The organism is Mobilisporobacter senegalensis, from assembly GCF_003752155.1.
Taxonomy (GTDB): domain Bacteria; phylum Bacillota; class Clostridia; order Lachnospirales; family Lachnospiraceae; genus Mobilisporobacter; species Mobilisporobacter senegalensis.
In genome coordinates, this window is record NZ_RJVG01000004.1 from 268937 (window position 1) to 289183 (window position 20247).

The 20247-nt window shown below is 34.8% G+C and carries 9 protein-coding genes and 1 tRNA gene; 3 read left to right on the forward strand and 7 right to left on the reverse strand.

Annotation, left to right across the window (positions count from 1 at the left end; genetic code table 11):
- Nucleotides 1–192: 192 nt before the first annotated feature.
- From EDD66_RS08555 to EDD66_RS08580, 6 genes are all read right to left on the reverse strand, one after another.
- Complete coding sequence (locus EDD66_RS08555) at nt 193–861, reverse strand: ABC transporter ATP-binding protein (protein WP_123609160.1); 669 nt, start codon at nt 859–861, stop codon at nt 193–195.
- A 17-nt stretch (nt 862–878) separates the two neighbouring features.
- Nucleotides 879–2144 (reverse strand): ABC transporter permease, encoded by a 1266-nt coding sequence (locus EDD66_RS08560; protein ID WP_123609161.1) that lies wholly within the window; start codon nt 2142–2144, stop codon nt 879–881.
- 1 nt (nt 2145) lies between these two features.
- Nucleotides 2146–3063 (reverse strand): hypothetical protein, encoded by a 918-nt coding sequence (locus tag EDD66_RS08565; RefSeq protein WP_123609162.1) that lies wholly within the window; start codon nt 3061–3063, stop codon nt 2146–2148.
- 527 nt (nt 3064–3590) lie between these two features.
- Nucleotides 3591–3662 (reverse strand) — tRNA-Gln (locus tag EDD66_RS08570).
- Between the two features lie 88 nt (nt 3663–3750).
- On the reverse strand, nt 3751–4929 hold the full coding sequence (locus EDD66_RS08575) for a cation diffusion facilitator family transporter (protein WP_123609163.1): 1179 nt from the start codon (nt 4927–4929) through the stop codon (nt 3751–3753).
- A 239-nt stretch (nt 4930–5168) separates the two neighbouring features.
- Nucleotides 5169–11705, reverse strand: a complete 6537-nt coding sequence (locus EDD66_RS08580; protein WP_123609164.1) for a GH92 family glycosyl hydrolase — start codon at nt 11703–11705, stop codon at nt 5169–5171.
- Nucleotides 11706–12099: 394 nt separating this feature from the next.
- On the opposite strand from EDD66_RS08580, the gene EDD66_RS08585 reads away from it, so the two are divergent.
- From EDD66_RS08585 to EDD66_RS08595, 3 genes are read left to right on the forward strand one after another with little or no spacing between them, the layout of a single operon-like run.
- The gene (locus EDD66_RS08585; protein ID WP_123609165.1) at nt 12100–13248 is read left to right on the forward strand and encodes an NAD(P)-dependent malic enzyme; all 1149 of its coding nucleotides are present in this window, start codon (nt 12100–12102) and stop codon (nt 13246–13248) included.
- The gene (locus EDD66_RS08590; RefSeq protein WP_207667766.1) at nt 13245–14195 is read left to right on the forward strand and encodes a TIGR01212 family radical SAM protein; all 951 of its coding nucleotides are present in this window, start codon (nt 13245–13247) and stop codon (nt 14193–14195) included. Before EDD66_RS08585 ends, EDD66_RS08590 begins: the two co-directional genes overlap by 4 nt.
- Nucleotides 14196–14224: 29 nt before the next feature.
- Nucleotides 14225–14755 carry a DUF4364 family protein gene (locus EDD66_RS08595; protein WP_123609166.1) on the forward strand — a complete coding sequence of 177 codons (531 nt, stop codon included), beginning with the start codon at nt 14225–14227 and terminating at the stop codon, nt 14753–14755.
- A 113-nt stretch (nt 14756–14868) separates the two neighbouring features.
- Here EDD66_RS08595 and EDD66_RS08600 read toward each other — a convergent pair whose 3' ends face one another.
- Entirely contained in the window at nt 14869–20241 is a 5373-nt protein-coding gene (locus EDD66_RS08600) for an Ig-like domain-containing protein (protein WP_123609167.1), read from the reverse strand.
- Between the last annotated feature and the right edge of the window lie 6 nt (nt 20242–20247).

Genomic DNA, 20247 nt, shown 5'->3' on the forward strand with positions numbered 1-20247 from the left:
TTAACTTAAATTCAAATACCTCCTGTTTTTTATAATTGAAAAATAAAGAAACCCCTAATTTTTTATACTTACTCTATATAAGAAGATAACATCGATACAATCTGAAATATAGGGGGACATCTTTTGAATTAGGGGGGGATTCTTTGTGTAAATTAAAAAAAGGGCTGTCACACTACCAGCCCTAATTTGTAGTTACTTAATACTCTGAATCTTATAATCTTCAATTATATAATTTGATGTACAATGTTTAGCGACCACATCACTATGGGTTGCTACTACCAGGGTCTGTCCTTTTGAGATTAAAAGATCAAAGATTTTTAAAATTTCATACTCAGAAGCCTTATCTAGTGCACCCGTTGGCTCATCAGCAAGCAGAATATCCGGTGATTTAACAATAGCTCTTGCAATTGCTATACGTTGACATTGACCACCAGATAATTCGTAAGGGTACCTATCTTTAAATTCATTCAAATCTAGTAATTCCATTATTTCTTCAACTTTATTCTTTATAGTTTTTTTATCATGTTTTAAACATTTAAGGGGAAAAGCTATATTATCGTAACAGTTTCTATCAGATAGAAGCTGATATTTTTGAGTTACAATTCCTATATGTTTAAGACGATGAGTAGCCATTTTTTCAATATTCTTCTCCAGTTTATTCCTCTTAAAGTAGTAGTCTCCTAAATAATTCAGGTCCAGGCCAGCCAGCATGCGCAACAATGTGGATTTTCCCGAGCCACTTCGACCGCTTATTGATATAGAACAAGATGCATCAATATTATAATCTATATCACGAAAAACCTGGCACACTACGCGTTCTCCACTAACAAACTGCTTTGTTACATTTGATAATTGTATCATAACAATTCCTCCCTATATTATAGATGTTTCATTACATAATTCTTTAAAATATGTTTACATATGAAATAAACCAAACACAAAATACTTAATGAAACAGCTAATATAAATAAGATAACCAACAATGAAATATGTTGAAAACATATTTTAATAATAATAACTGTACTAATAAACGCCAAAATATAGGGGATACTAATATCTTTAAAAAATACTTGCCTATAATTATCAATTCCAACAAGCCAAAAAGCCCTATATACATCAAGCCTCCTTAAGAGAATCTGGTTTCCCATTCCATACTGGATAAATGTGACCAATATACTAATTAATAGCATCATTATAAATATAAGATTACGATTTCCCTTGATAACTGATATCATGGTATCATATTTTAAAGTGAAATCAGAAATTCCAACAACCGAAAAATCTGCAAATCCTGTTGAATCAGAAATATATTTTATTTCTTTCAAAAGTTTATTCTTATCAATAGTGGTTATAATATCGCCATTAATCATGGCAAAATATAATATACCTTCAAATTTAAAATCTGATTCATTCACTGATTCTAAAAGTTCTGGATATGGTACTATAAGATACTGATCCAGATAGAATTCAGGATCTCCTTTATAATAAACAAATGTGTTTGGCTCAAGGATGCCAACTACCTCAAATGTTATTTCACGATTATAATAATTAACGAAAAAAGTATCACCAATATCATAAATTCCTTTATATTCAGAACCTATCAAAATAGGCAGCTTGTTCCCGCCATAATTAACTTCGTCCCAATCAAAGATTGTACCATTTGAGACTTTCAACCCATATAATTCAAATGCACTTTGATTCAATTGAATAGCTTTTACATTAGCATTCGTGGTATCTAGATCATGTGCATCTCTAAACTCTTGGGAATTATATAAAAACTGCTCTTCTCCCATAAACTGTTCAACATATATTGGTTGATTAAATATTGAGATAAATTCCATATTTGTGGATGTTACAAGTGCATTATAGAATTCTCCCAAGCGATTAATATTATCTGAATGTTGTCTAAATTCATAAAATGCATCCGGATCATAATAATTATCAACAATTCTATACAACTGTTTACCTTCATAAATATTCTCAACTGAACTTTCTTTAGTAAATGTAGCGGTTTGAAGTTGAAATAGAATTCCTATCATTACTAAAAATGTCGTTAAAACACACCAGCTAATAATATTGAATAGTGAAGTTACTTTAAACAAACGTTTCTTATGAAAGCATTGACTGATTACTGTCTTAAACATATTAAGTTATCTCCTTCAAAATCTGCCGCCAAAATAAAATACAATAAGCTCCTAGCAATATAGTATAAATCACTACACTAGACATAATAAACTCAAAAAAAGGGGTCTCCCTTTGGAATATACATACTATTATCAGATCAAAAAATAGTACAACTATAGTAATATCCCTAATACCCTTTTTAAAAATAGCCTTAGCCCCCATACCAATCTCCCAAAGAATGTTTCTACGCTCTTGCGTAATTACAAGATAATAGTACATAGATAAAAAGGAAGAACACAGTATTACTAACCATGTTAAGTTTCTAATCCAGTTGGTCACAAAAGATATATTAAACCACCTCTCTACTCCTTTATTGCCTAAAGATTTTCCTTGAAGCCAGGTAATCTTATTAAGATTTGGTCCATCAGAAGTAAGTGGTATATCTGGTTGGTCAAGTAGTGATGAATTGTTTAATAAAATAGTGTTTTTTAGAGGACTATCATCTGTTAATCCAAATTTCCCAATAACGTAATAACGTATATTGTTATAATCATAGTATTCACTATCGCCTAACATATATGTTGGAATCCCCATACCTACAATAGCCTCATTACTATCCTTTGATGAGAAGCAACTTCCGGATTTTAGAGGTAAGATAATTTTCTTGTAATCTGTTGCATAAAATGCAATGACCTGTTCTGTCGAACTTCTTTCTAACAAGCCAAAAACAGAAAAGTTATCCCTTGGTTTAACTAATTTTCTCCAATTTATTTTTATATCTTCACTTACCTGTATATGGTACGGTGACATTAAGTTATTGCTTTCTAAAATTAACATTTTTTGAATGTGTTGAAATTGGCCCTCAAAACTTTTTAGTAAAAATATAGATAATATAATAAGTGAAAAAGGAATTATTTTAAGATAAGGTCTTATTTTCATCGTATCCTCCAAAAGTGATAGGTTCTATTAATTTATAAATAGTCTACTGCCTTACTTAAAGCAAAGGCAGCAGACTATAGAAATTATGTAAATTTTACTTTTTAAACCTTATTACTAATTACCATAATAAGTTCTTGCCCTATCCCAAACATCTGGATTAAATGCCAACCATGGGCACGACCAGCAATCATAATATATACCATATATTAACATACTTCAATAAATTATTGTAATTATTTGGCGAAAACGACTAAAATATATCGTATATTGCTTAAATGGACCAAAACAAAACTTAATGCTAAATACTTATGGTAAGGAATGCTTAAAGTTATCAATATGTTTGATGGTGGATTAAATGAAATATTAACATTAGTATCAAGCAAAAAATCTAGTTAACATATTGTAGACTACATAAAATAAATCCTCATATCATCTATATTAAGTTGATATGAGGATTTAATATTTTTTAATTACTGGCTATAATAATATACCTGCTGAATTTCAATATCCAACAGGTTTTAATAATACTGGGCTAATAGGATTCGAACCTATAGATGCTGGAGTCAGAGTCCAGTGCCTTACCGTTTGGCGATAGCCCACTATTGCAAAAGATATTATAACCTATGCAATTTAAAAATTCAAGGTATTTTTTGAATTTTCTATATAATTAGAAAGATTATATGTTTTTTATCTATTTCGGATAAAACTATGTTCCAGAGTAATGATACATTGATATCTCTTATCTTTTTCAGCCACTGCTTCCATTACATCCTGAATTAACTTATATTCCTTATCTTCACTGTAAGAATGTGCAACTACCAGATCAAAGATAAGATTGATCTGTTCTTCTCCATTGACCATTCTAAAATCATGAATGGTTGCACCTTCATCATATTCTTTCACTGTATCTATTACCATATTCTTAATGGATAATACTTTTGTATCATTTACTTCAATGGGATCCATGTGAATTACTAAGAATATCCCTAATTCTTTTTGTGCATCCCGCTCAATCCTGTCAATCGTTTCATGTGCCACTTCAAAATCAATATCATTGGGAACTTCTGCATGAATGGACGCCATCGTATGAGTAGGGCCGTAATTATGCACAATCAGATCATGGCTTCCCACAATTCCATCATAATTCTCTACCATAGTGGTTATCTTCTCATATAATTCCGGATTCACTGCTTCACCGATTAATGGTTCAATGGTTTCCTTTGCAATATTATAGCCCGCATATAATACAAAGAGGGATACTACAAGACCCATGTAGCCATCCACTTTGAATCCGGTCAATTTTTCCACAACAATTGCCACTATAGTAACTACAGTAATAAGAACATCACCAAAAGCATCTGCAGAAGTAGCTTTCATTACAGAAGAATTAATGCGGTTTCCCAGTTTCCGATTAAATAATCCAAGCCAAAGTTTCAACAGTACTGAAATACAAAGGATGCCTACTAAGATTATATTAAACTCCATGGATTCCGGATGTATAATTTTTGAAATTGCATTTTTAAAGCAGGTAAAACCAACCTGGAGGACTAAAAAGGCCACTACAAACGCAGATAAATATTCAAATCTCCCATGACCAAAAGGATGTTCTTTATCTGCTGGTCTATTGGCTAATTTCACTCCAATAAAGCTTATAATTCCTGAAGATGCATCTGATAAATTATTAAATGCATCTGCCATGACAGAAATACTATGAATTGCCAGACCAATGGATATCTTAACAGCAAAAAGTATAATATTACATACTACCCCCACTACGCTTGATAAGATTCCATAGGAAGTCCTTACTTTTGACTGTTCAATTTTTTCCCTGTCTTTCACAAATAATTTCACTAAAAATTCTGTCATGTTCTCACCTGCCTTATTCTCAAAATTTATAATATTAATTATAATTTTAGATGTTCAATTATATTACCATATATCCCCTTGTGTTACAATTATAAATTAAATTTTCCTATGTTTTGTATATATGGATATTTTCAGGTCAAAAATAAAAATGTACAGAAATCCCATTTAATCTCTAATAAGAAGAACATACCTTTTACAAATTCAGGTATGTTCTTCTAAAATTTTATCAGGCTATCATACTACTTAACTGTTACTTTTGTTTTTTTCTGTATCGTATCACAAGTAGCAACAACATAATCAATCCCTTTTGTTTTTCCGATTGCTTTGCCTGATTTCTTGCCAATCACTACTTTTGATCTCGCTGTTGTAGAATATATTACATCAGATTGATTAAATCCGTAGCACTTTACTGCGAAAGCAAATGTTTCACCTAATCTCATGGAAGAAGTTGCCTTTGTAAATTTAATATAGGCTTTTGCCACTCTGATTTTTGTATTATAGGATTTTGTAACGCCATCAATAGTAACACTCGTCTTAATTACAGCAGTTCCTTCTCCTTTTCCAGTAATTTTACCGGTCTTAGATACCGTTGCAACTTTTTTATTACTTGATTGATATGTTACCTTCACACTGCTAATTTCCTGTTCTGCTGCCTTAGAAATCACTTCAGGCAATTCAATCATTATAGACGCAGACTTGCCTGTAGTACCTCCTATATATAATGTCTTATTTGCCGGAGTCACTGAAATCTTATCTGGAACCTTCTCTAATAATGCTTTCTTTCCCATGATGATAACATAATCGGAAGCATGTAAGAAACTTAAATTCACATTACCATTTTCATCTATTTTCCCTACATCCTGTAATATTAATTTTCCTGCAATTGAATCATAGTAGAATAAATTGGCAACGAATCCACTATTGGCTTTATCCAGATTAATTTCCAGTGCGGCTTTGAATCCAAATTTTCCATTGTTCATAAGCTGGAGTTGTTTTGTTTTGCTTTCATTCGCTATTTCCTTAATGATTTGTTCTTTGATTACACCTGGATTGAATGTGACTGCCAGATTAATATCACTTAAAACTTCCTCTGTAATGTCCATGCCATTTATAATCCATTTGTATTCATTTATTTGTAACTCAAGGGTAATATCCTTACCTTTTAAGGAATGAATGACCCCTTTTGGAAGAATGTTTTTCCCATTCATATGAATGACAACTTTACTTCCTGCCTCTTTGGAAGAAAGTACATTCATAATTGCATTCCATCCTTTTGCATTATCACTTCCAACAATCTGAGGTTCTGTTACTGTCTGCGGCGGTGACGATGGATTACCTGGCGTTGGATTATTTGGAGTAGTATCTAAAATGTTTATTGCCAGAATTGCAGCATTACCAGCATCAAATTCTATATTCAACGTTTGGTTTCCTCTGGATAATGTTCTTAGGTATTCCTTCCTGATTGTTAAATTGTCACCGGCAATGGTGTAGGAATCCGTACCTATACTTCTTCCATTATTTTTAATGTCTGTAATTTGGGTGGCATCATTCCAGGTAACCGTTGTTTTAACATCCTGACTCTTACTATAGTACTTATCAAATATCCCAGTACCCGGTTGAATCGTTGCGCTCTTAGTTTCCGGTTGTGTTGAATCTTTCACTTCAATCATCAGAATTGCAGCTTCTCCCTCATCAAACACAATTACTAATGAATGGTTTCCTAAAGGCAGCTCTTTCAGATATTCTTTATTGATTGTCAAAGCACTTCCACTTACTACATAAGTATCGTTTCCTAAGGAAGTACCATTCTTCTTAATATCATTAATTATTGTGGCATCATTCCAGGTAATGGAGATATTTAAGTCCTCTTCACCCAATAACTCTTTATCCAAAACAACATTGGAAGGCTCAATGACTGCACTTACTTTTGAAGGAACCGTAGAATCTATGATATTTACGATTAAGCTTACCATATCTCCTCTGTCAAATTTAATATTCAGTTCATGGCTGCCGATTGATTGAACATCAAGAAATTCCTTCTTGATTGTCAAAGCGCTTCCGCTTACTACATAAGAGTCTGTTCCAATACTCATTCCATCCATAAGAATATCTTCAACTAAAGTTGCATCATTCCATAGGATGGAAGTTGTCACATCTGTTGGATTAATGATATCAAATGTAACACTAACTGGATTTATTTCTGCATTATTATATGAAGTCTTAGTAAACTTAAACCAGTCAACATTTGCAACGTATGCATGACTTCCGTCATTTCTAAATACCAGGTAAATATCATGTAATCCGGAAATAGTTGCAGGCAGAGTCGCACTCACTGTTTTATAGGTTGCCCATCCAGATGGAGCCGTGACAGGTGTTTCTATGATTCCAACCGGCTCTGAATCCTTGCTGTCCAGATGAATTTCTACGTATCCGCCACCATCTGTTCCCTGTGCTGAATAATGCATCTCTATAAAATTACTTCCTCCATCAAATAACACATTTTCATAACTTGCCCAGTAATTTGCCTTTACTCCGCCAATATTATGGGGCACTCCGTTTACATAATCAATTAGAACATTACCATTGGTAAAGTTTTCTGCTTCTATCGGCTCATATGGATTCACAAATTCACTTGTGACATCATCAATCACCTTTTTCAAGGCATTGTATGCACTGGTAAATTCCTCTTCTGTAGTTCCGGTATGATATACAACTTCTGCTGCTTCGATTGCTTCATTTAATTTCATCTTTATCACTGAAATCATATTGGACTGATCTATTAGTTTGGCGGAAGCAATTAAATTTCCCAGATCTTCCCTGGTGCGGATTCCATCATCATAGGACAATAATTCAATTTCCGATACACTGCCTTCGCTAAAAACAAATTTATAATGAGAATACTCTTTCTGTAGTTCCTCTTTAATCTTAAATGGACGAGTATATCTGCTCCACTCGAAACTTAAATTATTATAATTTCCAAGTTCTACCCATACTCCATCTGATAAAGCCCCATATAATGCCACTGATGTTGGTGCAGGCTCCTCCTTACCAGAGGTTATTGTAAACATCTCTGCTTTCTTTTCACTGTCAAGACTATAATATATTGTTGCATCATTTTCTAATTTAGCTTCTGTTGCAGAAGTATTATCGATCAACTTAGCTACATCTGCTGTCATGGAAGATACACAATCTTTATATACCTTGCCTTCTGGTATTGTATCTGCATTCACTATATTTGCCTTTGGCTGAATGATGTCATCATAAGATTTGACTGTTTCATTGGCAGCAGTCAAGGATGTTGGTAAATCATTTTCTGAGGACCCCCAGGATGTATTTGGAGTATCTCCCATATTAAATTCAATTGTTCCGCCGGTAGCAATGTCTGAATGTTTGATATGATTCTTTGAATAATCCACACCATTTAATTTCATACTTTGAATGTAAACATTCTCTTTACTATTATTGTTTGCAATTATCTTTAAAGTTTTGCCTTCTTCCAGGTTCACGGTAACTTCATCAAATAGAGGTGATCCGATTGCATATTCATCACTGCCCATAGCTAACGGATAGAAGCCTAGTGCAGAGAAGATATACCATGCTGACATTTCACCATTGTCTTCATCCCCAATGTATCCCTGGCCAAATGTAGAACCAACATAGCACCGGTCTAATACATCTCTCACATATTCCTGAGTCTTCCAAGGCTGCCCCGCATAATTATACATATATGGAATATGGTGGGATGGCTGATTGCTGTGGCCGTATTGCCCCAGTTTCACTTCACGTGCTTCTTTTTGTTCATGGATACCACCAACGCTATTTACTGCACCGTAACCATTGTAAATACCATTTGTTGTGAAGATGGAGTCCAGTTTTTTACCAAGTTCCTCTAAACCTCCGTATAGATTAGCCAATCCCTGTCCATCCTGTGGTACAGAAACCGCCATATTATATGCATTGGTTTCCGTGTAATTTGCTCCCCAGTAAAATGGATCGAATTTATCATCTGTATAATTAGATATATTCCACTCACCTGAGCTTGATTTTCCTTTGAACCATTTCTCCAGTACTGTTTCACCAGAATCGTCAAATAGTTTTACATAGTTCTTTGCCCGGTTAATATAGTATTGATATTCAGAATAATATTGCTCTTTCTTTGTTTCATCCGTTTCTTTCTCAGCCAGTGCTTTTGCCATCTGAGCAATACCATAATCATTTACATACCCTTCCATGGACCAGGAGAATTCATCTCCGGTTCCCGGAGTATAGCCTAAAAAGATGGACGTTTCAAGTTTTGTTCTTCCCCCATTGGTCAAATTGGAAGATACTGTTGCAGCATTACGAATTGCTGATTTATAAGCATTCTCATAATCAAATTCAATGTCTTTCATGAGCGCATCTGCAAAGATGACATCACTGCTGGTTCCTACCATACTATTAGTTCCGCCAGGAGCGATCCATCTTGGGACCCAGCCTTGATCTTTATAGTGCTGTACCAGACCATTCAGCATTCTTGTTGCCTCTGCAGGAGTAAATAATCCATAGGCAGCCCAGGTGGTACGATATGTATCCCAGAACCCATTGTTAATATAGATTTCACCATCGACCGGTTCTGCGTCACCAGCGCGGTATGGGCTCTTATATTTCCATACTGGATTATCATTGGTTCCAACATTTTCAGACATGGTATTAGGATAAGCAAACAGACGGTACATATTAGAATATAAAGTCACTAATTGTTCATAAGTAGCACCTTTTACATCATTTATAATGTTTAGCTTCTTATCCCACACACCCTGTGCTTTATTATAAATATCATCAAAATTTTCTTCAGAAGCAATTTCTAATTCAAGGTTCTTCTTCGCCTGATCATAACTAATATAAGAAGTTGCTATTTTCATTTCTACTACTTCGTCATTGAAACCGGCAAGTCCTGCTTTATTTGATGTCTTTGTAATATTTGCTTTCTTATTAAATACTCCATAGACATACATCCTCTTTGAACCATTGCTCATATGATCGCTGTAACTTGTAAAGGTTGTAACAGCGCCCTCATTATTAAATGTAACCCCTCCTGCTGCACGGGTACAGTCCAGGATTACATTTCGATTGGCAGTATCCTTATCAAAAGTAAAGCGAACGACTGCACCGTGATTTGTAGGTGTCAGTTCTAATTTTGATCCTTTGGATGCACCCTTTTCTTTATCAAATTCAACACTATAGTAATGAGCATGAGCGCTTTCTTTCTCATGGGCGAAATCAGAAGTCAGGCTTCCCAGCCCGAAACTATTTGCAGTAGATGCATTAATACTTGTATTGACCATGAACTGCCAGGTTCCACGATCACCGATCCAGTAAGATGGTTCATGGCTGATCGTAATATATCTTAAGGAAGTATCCTGATAATCATAGATTTTGTTATCATTTAAATTCGTCGCCGGAACAAAGAAGTTAAATCCATGAGGCATGGTTACTGCCGGAGCTGTTAAACCTCTTGAAAATGACGATGAATCATTCGTTCCCCTGAGTATGGAGGTATATTCGGATAAATGATTATGTACTGTTTCGCTTTTATTATATATTTCAATATCATCAAAATAGGTAATAAAGTCTATAAGACCAGCCATATCATGAGCCGGTTTATTATAATCTACTAAAACACTTTTAATTACTTTTCCCCTGGCAATCGTACCAATATTGCTATAGATCTGATTCCATTGATGAGTGGTTAACGTTCTGCTCGCTCCTTGTCCTGCTGCATTTAATGGATTCTCATTTTGGTCATATACATCATATTCACTTAAATAAGTACCATCTTCAAACTTTAAATCAATTGACATGAACATTCCTGTATATTGAAAATCGTACACGTCCCCATTGGACATGGATGGGAATATATTATATTTTAAATAGGTAGTGCTATCTACAGGAATATTTAGATTGTCATAAAGAATATTATAAGAATATGCATCATTTCCTGTTATACTTCCTGATGTTCTTAATGCCTTGCTTCCAGACCAGCCTGCATTTGATTTTTGATTCCATGCGGCAGTAGGTCCATTGGTAATTTCCACATTCATACCATCTGATTGAAATTCATTATCTTCTTTTTTCCCGGTAGCAAGTATTATATCAGCCAGCTGAGTCATTGAGCCGCTGCTTCCATTTTTTTCTGAAATGACCAATTTATAGCTGCTATAATCTTCAGGTTCTGAAATTGAATATAGTTTCTTCTGGTATCTTGCTGTAAATACCTGATTGGATTGTTCATCTATCAGGCTCCAATCTGCATCGCTTTCTTTTTTCCCATATAACTTCCAGCTTTTAGGGTCACGTTCCGGCGCATCATTGGCAGCAACGACACCATACTGATTGATTGCTTTTTCCATTTTATCTTTTAATGACCATGTAACAGTAACCGGTAATCCTGTATTCGTTAAAAATTTTGTAGATGAAGATCGGTCAAATAATTTAACCTTAGTTTCATTCTCATTAAAGTCAGTACTGCCTTCAACAGATTTTATGTCTACCAGATATGTTATATCACCGGTCAAAGTACCAGAAAGCACTCCTGCTACATTGGCACTTCCCTTTTCATCTAATTTATTTGGAGTAAAATCATCTGGTGTTTCAAATGAAGTCGACCATAAAATATCCTTTTCACCATTTTTTACTTCTTTTGCTTTTGTTGTAATTGGAGATGATGATATTACAGTTGAAATGATCATACATGCCATTAATAGCCATGATAGTAATCTTTTAAAATGTTTCTTCATACCTTACCCCTTTCCCATATTAGAATGAATACTTTAATAAACACTTTTGTACTCTCTATTATTTTGCAAATATGACCTTAAAATCTTAAGGTCAATACCCATTTGTATCCTGAAATGTTTATCTTATGTATTTCATCCTAACCTGAATCCATAGCATCCCTCCTTATAATTATCTAATACGGTAACAATAAAAATTAAGCCTTTGATAATTTATGTAAATTATTTACAATTACAGATTGAGTATAGCACAGGAATTTTATAATCATAGGGGTGGTTCTTTTGTTTTAAGGGGGCATTTCTCTCTTGATTTAACCTATTCATAATGGTATTATTAACCTAGTTTTATACTTGAACCAATTCATTAACTGATTAGAAAGGGTTAAAGGGAAATATCATGACAACTAACGAAAAAGCTTTAAAATTACATGAAGAATGGAAAGGTAAAATTTCTACAACTTCCAAATGCAGTGTACAATCAAGAGAAGATTTAGCACTTGCTTATACACCGGGAGTTGCCGAACCATGTAAAGTAATTGCAAATGATAAAGAGGCTGCTTATAAATATACCATCAAATCAAATACAGTTGCTGTAATTTCAGATGGAAGTGCTGTTCTTGGTCTTGGAAATATAGGTCCCCTGGCTGCAATGCCGGTTATGGAAGGAAAAGCTGTATTATTCAAAGAGTTTGGTGGAGTAAATGCATTTCCAATCTGCCTGGATACTCAGGAAACAGAAGAAATAATTAAAACAATCGTGAATATCGCTCCCGCTTTTGGAGGAATTAATTTAGAAGATATTTCTGCTCCAAGATGTTTTGAAATTGAAGAAAGACTAAAAGAATTATTAGATATCCCGGTGTTCCATGACGATCAGCATGGAACTGCAATTGTTGTACTTGCAGGTATCATTAATGCCCTAAAAGTAGTGAAAAAGCAGAAAGAAGATTGTTATATTGTAGTAAACGGTGCAGGCTCTGCGGGAATTGCAATTACCAAATTACTTTTTAACTATGGATTTAAGAATATTGTAATGTGTGATAAATCAGGAATCTTATCTAAAGATACTCCTGATCTGAACTGGATGCAAAAACAGATGATGGACGTTACAAATCTCTCCAATAAAAAAGGATCTCTGGCAGATGCCTTGACAGGTGCTGATATCTTTGTGGGAGTATCTGCCCCTAATATCGTTACCAAAGAAATGGTATCCTCCATGAATAAAGATTCCATTCTTTTTGCAATGGCAAATCCTGTCCCTGAGATTATGCCCGATTTAGCCAAAGAAGCAGGAGCTAAAGTCGTAGGCACAGGACGTTCTGACTTTCCTAATCAGGTAAATAATGTAGTAGCATTTCCAGGTATCTTTAGAGGAGCCTTGGAAGGACGTGCCACGCAAATTACGGAAGAGATGAAATTGGCTGCTGCTCTTGCCATTGCAGGACTGGTGGATGAGAACGACTTAAGGGAAGATAATATCATGCCTGAGGCTTTTGATCCGCGAGTTGCTGCTGTGGTAAGCGAGGCAGTTAAATCACATATATGAAAGACCTGCAAACCTGGGGCGGAAGACGATACTATTCCCTGGATCATTATCTAAAGAACCAATTTGGAGAAAAAATATATAAACTGTCTTTAGATGGAGGAATGACCTGTCCTAACCGTGATGGCAGTTTAGGAAAACGTGGGTGTATCTTCTGCAGTGAAGGTGGTTCGGGAGATTTTGCCTCCAATGGAAAGGATTCTATCACAGATCAGATTGAAGAGGCAAAATCAAAAGTAGCGGGCAAAACCAAATGTTCTAAATTTATAGCATATTTCCAGGCTTATACCAACACTTATGCTCCTATAGGATATTTAAGAGAAATATTCTATGAAGCAATAAATCATACAGATATTGTCGCTTTATCCATTGCCACCAGGCCAGATTGCCTTAGTGATAATGTGTTAGAATTATTATCTGAATTGAATAAGATAAAACCTGTGTGGATTGAACTTGGCTTACAGACCATTCATGAAAAAACAGCTGATTTTATCCGCAGGGGATATCCGCTGGATTGTTTTGAAAAAGCTGTGGAGGAATTATCCCGTATAAATATTGACATTATCGTCCATCTTATTATAGGATTGCCATATATGGATAATCAAAAAATATTAACAGAGAGCCGGGACGACATATTAGAAACCATAGAATACCTTTCAAAACTGCCAATCCAAGGGGTAAAGTTACAACTTCTCCATGTATTAAAAGGCACTGATTTGGCTGATCATCTTACCGGCTTAGAAATTTTATCTTTCGAAGATTATATTAATATGGTAATATTATGTATAGAACATCTGCCTGAACGTATAGTGATTCATAGAATTACCGGAGATGGACCAAAAGCATTGCTTCTGGCGCCCATGTGGAGTACAAATAAGAAAAAGACATTAAATACAATAAATCAAGAATTGAAATTAAGGAATACATGGCAGGGAAAATACTTTTCTTAGCATGTTCCATTACAAAGGAGATGAGTTGATTGCAAAACGATGCTCTAACATTATATAAATTAATTATTTTATACATCCTTGATAAAGTTAATTTTCCTCTTACAAATGCACAGATTTCCAACTTTATATTGGAAAAGGAATATACGAACTATTTCACCATACAACAGGCGATTTCTGAATTAAATGATGCTGAACTGATTCGGACAGAAACCATTCGAAACAGTACTTACTACAGGATTAACCAGGCAGGAGAAGAAACTCTTGAATTCTTTGGCAATAAAGTATCCGATGCCATAAAGAGTGATATTGACGAATATTTAAGCAAGAATGAATATGAGCTTAGAGATGAAGTTTCTACTATTGCTGATTACTATGAAGAAAAGAAGGACGAATATATTGTGCGTTGCCAGGTCAAAGAAAATGGCAGTCCTATCATTGATTTAAGTATCAGTGTTCCATCTGAGCAGGAAGCAGTCTCTATCTGTAATAATTGGAAATCAAAAAGCCAGGAAGTCTATGCATATATTATGAAAACACTTATGTTTCATAGCAATGATTAAAATCAATAAATATAAGCATCTGATAAATATTGTATAAAATAAGAAGAAACTTTATATTCCATATATTCGGGAAATATAAAGTTTCTTCTTATTTTATTTACATATGTGATATTTTATTGTATCTTTTTTCGTCTTCTTAACATTCTGGCTATCATGGCTATTGCTATACCACCCATACCAAAGGATGCATAGATTGCTTTTTTATTATTATAATATTGAACCCACCTGTTCTGTGTAACTAAAAATTCATCTACTTTAAGTGAGCCTGTATTTCCCGCTGCATCCTCAAATTCAACTTCTAAATTCTGCTTATTATTACTTTCCGGAATTTCAATGGAAAAATCACCAGCTTCATTATGAAGGCTCTCTTCCTTCCATCCGGATACTTTTTTACCATTTAAGGATAACTTCACATCACTTAATCTGAGATTATCTTTTACAACAATACGGGCTTTCTCTGTTTCGGTGTTGTAAATTGCTCCACTCTCAATCCCCAGAACCGTAGCTTTTGGTTTGGTTTTATCCACAGTGAACTGGATCTCCTCTTTCTTTATATTATTATTGGAAAGATTGCCTGCATTGTCAGAGGATGCAACCATTACGATATAATTACCTTCTGCTGCAAAATTCTTACTATAGATCGTATATACATACTGGTTCCAGCCGCCACTTTCATAGAACTGTTCTACCTTATAATCCTGTCCCTTATGAAGTGCCTGTATGATACCATCCTTACTATAATTGATGGAATATTCTTTCAAAGAATCCACATTGGTTTCCATAAGAACCAGGTCAACCTCCTGATTAATATAGCTATTCCTGATCTTTTCTGTTTTATCATCCACAGAATAAACAGAACCAAATCGATTCACACTAAAAGACAGTTTTGCTTCTGTTTCATTACCTGCATTATCCTCCACCTTCACCGAGAGGGTATAGAAATCATCCATATTCTGCAATATTGGGAATATATCAAGAATTATTTTTTCTCCATTCCCCATACGAATTGCATGTCCTTTCTGGGATACTTCACCTTTTTTGTATCCTTTTAAGGAAACAGATACTTGTTGTGTATTAAAATTAGTATCCGTATATTCAATGACAGGTTTTAATTCCCCATTATAGGCATGTTTGTCTTCTACTCCTGTGATTTGTAATTCCGGGGCAGTAGTATCAATGGTAAATTCCTGTTTTTCGAAGGGATCAATCCGATTGCCTGCCATGTCCGTATAATCTAACATCAGAGAATAATCTCCATCGTTCCCAAAGGATATGGTCGCTGTGTGGGTATCTCCCTCTGTATTCCAGCTGCTGACACCAGGAAGAGGAATCCCCTTACCATTATAGCTTCCTGTCATAGTGATATTGACATCCTCCGGATTAAAATTATGTTCCTGAATCACAACTTTTGCCTGTCTGGACTCTTTATAATAACTGGTATTCAATACTGCATTATTATCAAAAGTAACCTGTAGAACCGGTTTTGTCAGATCAATGGTAAATTCATCATCATGTTCATAGGATGCTTCATTATCTGCAAGATCCGTGTAAGATACCTGAAAACGGTAATCTCCATCTTCTGCAAATCTGATATGTGCTGTATGTACGATTCCTTTGGATTTCCAGTTATCCGTCTTAGGAGTTAAGTTCTGTACAAGTTCATTATCTTTATAAATTGTGATCTTCACATCTTCAGGATTAAAGTTTAACTCTTCAATCTGGATGGTTGCTGTTCTTTCTTTACAATAATAAGTACTGTTCAAAAAATCATTATTGTCATAAGTAACATCTAATACTGGTCTCGTAACATCTATCTTTATATCTTTTTCTGCGATAATATTTTCGTTACCTGCATTATCATTATAAGTAATATTAATACCAACATTGTTATTATTATTGCTTAATGCATCCAGCTTAACAATTTTATTCCACTCATAAGTGATATCTTCCTTCTGCTCCAGATTAACCGTTACAGGACTCGTTGCTCCCACATCATAAGTGAATTTATTAATGCCTGAATATGGTTCAAGAATCTTCAGGGCAACTTCCACATCGGAATTATAAAAACCATTTTTATTTGGCTCTGTTAAAGGTTTGATCGTAATCGTATCAGAAGCATTCTTATCTGCTTTTTTTATGATAATAGATTTGGCCTTCGTATATTCAGTAGATTTATTATGAGCGTAATCCTGTCCTATGGCATATACCGTTCCTTTGAAGTTAGGAGGAATATCAAAGGTGATAGTCTGGACACTCTCTCCCTCTTTTCCCAGTGGGAGGGTTGTTTCCTGGCTCTTTCCTTTTTCCTTGTCTTCCGTATAATATATAATGGACTTCATACCACTTGTTTCATCTGTTGATTTTACTGAAACCTGAACTGTTTCATTGCAAAAATATCCAAAGGATATGTAATTAATAAATTTTGCAAGTGAACCACTGTTTTTCTTTTTATATATCATATCATCACTTAATATTACCGGAGCTTTGGTATCTACCACAAAATTATCTGTAGGATATTCATTCGCTTTATTTCCAGCCAGATCGGTATAATTAATGTCAAATGTATAGATGGCATCCTGGGCAAACTCTATATGGGCAGTAGAAATATCCCCCTGTTTATCCCACGAGCTTATGTCAGGGACTGTGATCTCTTTTCCAAATATGTCTTTTGCAGTTATTGTCACTTTTACCTCTGAATTAGAAAAGTTCTCTTCTTTGATTGTTATGGTAGCGGTTCTTTTTGCATTATAATAATTCCCTTCCGCACTGTTGTTATTATCATACTTAACAGACAGTTCCGGACGTGTCTTATCTATTACAAAAAGTTCTGATTCATAAGGATTCCCTTTGTTCAATGACTTATCGGTATATGAAATTTTTAGCTGATATTTACCATCATTATCGAAACAGATAGTTGTCTGGTAAACATTTTCTTTTCCCTCGACCTTCTTCCAGGATTCCTTAGAAGGGATTAATTCCGGTACTTCTTTCTCCCCTTTTGTAACACTGATTACTACATCTTCAACATCAAAATTATTTTCTGTAATCTGAATGGTTGCGGTCCTGCTCTCATTATAATATCCACTTGCTATTCTTTTATCGTAACTTACATGGATTTCAGGTGGAATGCTGTCAATCACTATTTCCTCATCCGTAGCAGAAACAAAATTTCCTGCTCTATCAAAAATAGTCACTTCAATATGTCCTTTAAATTCAGGCTCTATTTGAAAATATGAAGAATAAACTCCGGCTTCTTCCTCTGTTTCATTCAGAATTCCATTTTGTATCTCGCCATTTTCACGGATATAACTATAGTGGATCTGATCCACTCCTGCTGTTATATCTTCTGCAAATACAGTCACTTTAGTGGACTTATTAAAGAATAGTCCCCCTGTAATACCACTTAAAAATTCTTTCACAGGATCATTATTATACTGTACTTTAAGATTGACCGGTGCTTCTTTATCTACCACAAATGAGTCATCCTCTAATGTCTCATTTCTGTTTCCCGCCAAATCTGTATAAGAAATGTGAAAAATATATTCTGCATCTTCATCATAAACTATTGTTTCCACATAGGTATCATCCTCCCCTTCCCAGGTCAGATGAGACAGGTCTACTTCTTCCGCGATTCCAATTCCTACTTTTTTCTTTAAGGATATCTGAATGTCCGATGAATTAAAATTCTTTTCCTTAATAGAAATTGTGGCAGTTCTGTTATTCTGATAAAATCTGTTGTTTTTAACATCATTATTATCATAAGATACTATAATTTCCGGAAGGGTACGGTCAATTATAAATTCTTCTGAGCTGACGTCATTGGCTGGATTTCCCGCAGGATCTATGTATTTCATGTTTAAAGTATATTTTCCATCCTTTGAGAAGAGAATCTCTGAGCCATAAGAATTCCCTACCTTTTTCCAGGTGATTGCACTTCCAGAAACTGTGCCTGGCTCTCCATCTTTAATAATTTCAATATACATATCTTCTGGATCAAAGTTTTTCTCATTTACAAATACCAGTGCGAGCCTGCTTGTATTGTAATAATTCCCATTGACAGGATTATTATTTGTGAAGCAGATATCCATACTAGGAGGGGTAGTATCTATGATGAATTTCTCTCCAATCACTGTTTCTGATACGTTATCTGCCTTATCAGTACACACTATTTTTAAATTTTCATATTCTCCATCCTCTAACACAATAGAGAAAGCCCAGGATTTATCCTCTTTCTTAGTTGTATTCCATTCTGAATCAGGAATTGCCGTTAATTCACCATCTTTCTCCACGGTAATTGATATTAATTCATCAGAAAAGTGCTCATCCTCCAGAGAGATATTCAGTGTACGGTAAGCATTATAATAGTTTTCTTTCACAGGTGCCTGTTCTTTGTCAAATTCATAATCAATATCCGGCAAAGTTTTATCTATGACAAATTCCTCTGAAAACAATACGGAAGTACTGTTCATACTTTCATTATAAAGATGAAAATAAACCTTATATTCTCCTTCTTCTGTGTAGATAAGTTTATCTACTGCATCCTCACTGCTCTCCCATACTCCTCCCGTGGAGTCTGATTCCAATACCTTATATCCATTATCAGGCAAAATGGTCACATCCTGATTGTACAGCCTGCTTCCTTCTTTGTCCGGTAATATAACATATTTCTTATCTGTAAATTCGTCTATTCTTAATTCTCCTTCCACAAATGTGAAACTATAATTTCCACATTCTACCCTGTCTTTGGAGAATTTTACCGGATAGGTTCCTTTTGAAAATTTCTTGGCTGTGCACAGGATTTCAGGAAGGGTTATTTGCTCACACCCCCATTGATAGACTATGAGATAATCCCCACCCGGTACTCTGTTAATAGAATCACCATCGATTAAAGAGCTCTGTATCATTTGTACCATGATCTCTTCAAAATCAGGATTCTGCTGACCACGGTATTTAGACGTATTGATCTGTATGGTCACTTCTTTTTTTACTATCTCAATATTTTTTGAAACACTGGCTTCCAGATATTCCTCATCTTCTGCCTTCACTGCTTCAACCTCTACATTTCCGGCATTTTTAATGATAAGTTGATTTCCGTTCTCTATCACAGCATTTTCTTCACCACTTAGAATGTGGTACGATACTTCACCCGTTCCGGAACCGCCCTCAACAGATAGATCAACTGACTCAGTTCCATAATCCACCTGATCCGGTACAGTATCACTAAAATAAAGGGCTTCCTGCTCTTTTAAAACAATCGCCGGCGGTGTTACTACTACTGCGGGTCCTGTAGTTACCTCAATTGCTGAGCCTGTAGTTGCATCAATCGCTGAACCTGATGTCACACTGATTGCTGAGCCTGAGGCTGCATCCGGTCCGTCAGATGCAGATGCTGCATATAGCATATCGTTTGATAATAAACTTACCATAAACATTACACAAATCAATATCAATGCAATCTTTCTCCGATAATATTCCTTCAAATCCATCTCTCT